The sequence below is a fragment of the Methyloceanibacter marginalis genome (assembly GCF_001723295.1).
In the GTDB taxonomy this organism is placed as follows: Bacteria; Pseudomonadota; Alphaproteobacteria; order Rhizobiales; family Methyloligellaceae; genus Methyloceanibacter; species Methyloceanibacter marginalis.
In genome coordinates this window covers 1-3,007 of record NZ_LPWD01000385.1, presented here as the reverse complement: position 1 = coordinate 3,007, position 3,007 = coordinate 1, and the positions used below count along the sequence as shown (strand labels likewise).

The following is a 3,007-nucleotide window of genomic DNA, read 5'->3' as shown; positions in this document are numbered from 1 at the left end:
GAGTCCGGCTTGCGCCGGAATGACGGAGAATAGATCACGGAGGATTGCGGTTTGAGCGAGCAAGTCGAACGGGAGACCATGGAGTTCGATGTGGTAATCGTCGGCGCTGGCTGCGGGCGTCGCCGCGGCGATCCGCCTGAAACAGCTCGCCGCCGAGAAGGACAAGGAGGTCTCCGTCGTCGTCCTGGAGAAGGGCTCGGAGGTCGGCGCCCATATTCTCTCCGGCGCGGTGCTCGATCCGGTTGGTCTCAACAAGCTCATTCCCGATTGGCGCGACAAGGGTGCCCCGGTCAAGGACGCGGTCAGCGAGGACCACTTCTATTATCTGACCTCCGAGACGGGCGGCATCGGCCTCCCCAATCTCTTGATGCCGCCGCTCATGAGCAATCACGGCTGCTACACCGGCAGTCTCGGCAATCTCACCAAATGGCTCGGCGAGCAGGCCGAAGCGCTCGGCGTCGAGGTCTATCCCGGCATCTCCGTGACCGAGGCTATCATCGGCGCGAACGGCGAGATCGAAGGCGTCATCACCGGCGACATGGGCGTGGCCCGCGACGGCAGCCACAAGGACTCATACACGCCGGGCATCGCGCTCACCGGCAAGTACACCCTGCTCGCCGAAGGTGCGCGCGGTTCGCTCACGAAGCAGCTCATCAAGAAATACGATCTGGCGCGCGAGAGCGGCACGCAGAAATTCGGCATCGGCCTGAAGGAGCTGTGGGAGATCCCGCCCGAGAAGCACAAGCCCGGTCTCGTCCAGCACACCATGGGCTGGCCGCTTCAGGACGATACCGGCGGCGGCTCCTTCCTCTATCATTTCGGCGAGAACCTGGTGTCGGTCGGCTTCGTCGTCCATCTCGACTACACGAACCCCTATCTCAATCCGTTCAAGGAGTTTCAGCGCTCCAAGCACCATCCGCGCATTAAGCAGCATCTCGAAGGCGGCAAGCGCATCGGCTATGGCGCCCGGGCGCTGACCGAGGGCGGCTGGCAAGCGATTCCACAGCTCGTCTTTCCAGGCGGCGCGCTGATCGGCTGCTGCGCCGGCTTCATGAACGTGCCGCGCATCAAGGGCTCGCACAACGCCATGCTGTCGGGGATGATGGCGGCGGAAGCCGCTTTCGATGCGATCGAAGCCGGCCGCGCCCGCGACGTGCTCGAAGCCTATCCGGAAGCGCTGAAAGCGAGCTCGCTCGCCAAGGAGCTGAAGAAGGTCCGCAACGTGAAGCCGCTCTGGTCGCGCTTCGGCACGAGGCTCGGCGTCATGCTGGGCGGCATCGACATGTGGCTCAATACGATCTTCCCGTTCCTCGGCCACACCCTGAATCACAAGAAGGCGGACTTCGCGAGCCTGGACACGGCGGCGGAGTCGAAGCCCATCGACTATCCGAAGCCCGACAACGCGCTCTCTTTCGACATTCTGTCCTCGGTGTTCCTGTCGAACACGAATCACAACGAGGACGAGCCGGTGCATCTCGTGCTCAAAGATCCTTCGATCCCCATCGAGCAGAACCTTCCCGAATATGCCGAGCCGGCCCAGCGCTATTGTCCCGCGGCGGTCTACGAGGTGGTGGAGGAGGGGGGCACGGCGCGCTTTCAGATCAACGCGCAGAACTGCGTCCACTGCAAAACCTGCGACGTGAAGGATCCCGCGCAGAACATCGATTGGGTGCCGCCGGAAGGCGGCGACGGGCCGAACTACGCCAATATGTAGTGCGCGGGCGCGCGGTTACCGCATAAGGGCCGCGCCATGGGGCCATAAACGCGCCGCGTTTGCCCCGCAAAAAGCTGGTTTGCAGGGTCGGGAAAAGCACCTAACCTTGCCGTGAGGGCCAACAAGCACTGGGGCGGCGGAAAGCCGGACCGACAATATGATGAATCCTGACAGGGCACCGCTGCGCAAATGGGCGTGGAGGTCTCTCCTCCTCGTTACCATCCTCGCCGCGCCTGCCGCCTACTCCGAAGTCGTTCGCTCAGATTCCGAGGATCTGGAGACGGGCACGCTTCTCGGCAATTACCTCTCGGGCCGCGTCGCCCGCGGCAGTCACGATACGATCGCCGCCGCCGATTTTTATTCCAAGGCTTTGGCTGGCGATCCGGACAATGAGGTCATTCTCGAGCAGACCTTCTTGCTCGAGACGGCGGCCGCCCATTGGGATCGGGCCAACGAGCTTGCCGCGGAGCTGGTCAAGGCCGAGCCGTCTCACCGCATCGCTCAATTCTTGCTTGGCATCGACGCCTTCAAGAAGGGCGACTACGCGACGGCCGATGAGCATTTCGCCGCGGCGCGTCAAGGTCCCATCGCCGATCTCACCTCGACGCTCGCCCGCGCCTGGGTCCAGGAGGCCGCCGGCAAGCACACCGAGGCGTTTGCCACCCTCGACACCCTGAGCAGCGCCGATTGGGCGCAGTATTACCAGCGCTACCATCGCGCGCTCATCGCCGATGTCGCCGGCCGGCATCAGCTCGCGCGCAAATCCTACATCCAGGCGTTCAAGCGGAACCCGACCACGCTTCGCGTGGCCGACGCCTTCGCGCGCCATGCCCTGAACAGCAACGACCGCGAGCTTGCCGTCGAGACCATCAAGACGCATATCGCCAAGGCGGCGCCGCATCCGCTGTCCGAGGCGCTGCTGGCGCAGATCGAGAACGGCGAGACGCCGCCCTTCATGGCGGAGACGCCCGCGGACGGTCTCGCCGAAGTGTTCTACGGCATCGGCGATGCGCTCGCCGGCGAAGGCGGCCTCGACATGGGCATCGTCTTCCTTCAGTTCGCCATCCATCTGAAGCCGGATTTCCCGCTCGCCTATGTCGCGCTTGCCGAAGCTTATGAGACCGCCAAGAAATACGACGCGGAGATCGCGGCGTTCGATCACATTCCCGAGTCCTCGCCGCTTTGGGTCAATGTGCAGATCCAGAAGGCCTTTGCGCTGAACTCTCTGGAGAAGGTCGACGAGGCGCAGGCGCTGCTTGAGAAGATCATCGCGGCGGACCCGAAGGACATCAG

At 63.7% G+C, this 3,007-nt stretch carries 1 protein-coding gene and 1 pseudogene; both read left to right on the top strand.

The window, feature by feature from the left end; translation table 11 throughout:
• Positions 1-78: 78 nt before the first annotated feature.
• Positions 79-1,714 (top strand): annotated as a pseudogene (locus AUC71_RS13280) (electron transfer flavoprotein-ubiquinone oxidoreductase).
• Between the two features lie 157 nt (positions 1,715-1,871).
• On the top strand, positions 1,872-3,007 hold a 1,136-nt coding region (locus AUC71_RS13275; protein ID WP_342021863.1), incomplete at its 3' end, for a tetratricopeptide repeat protein.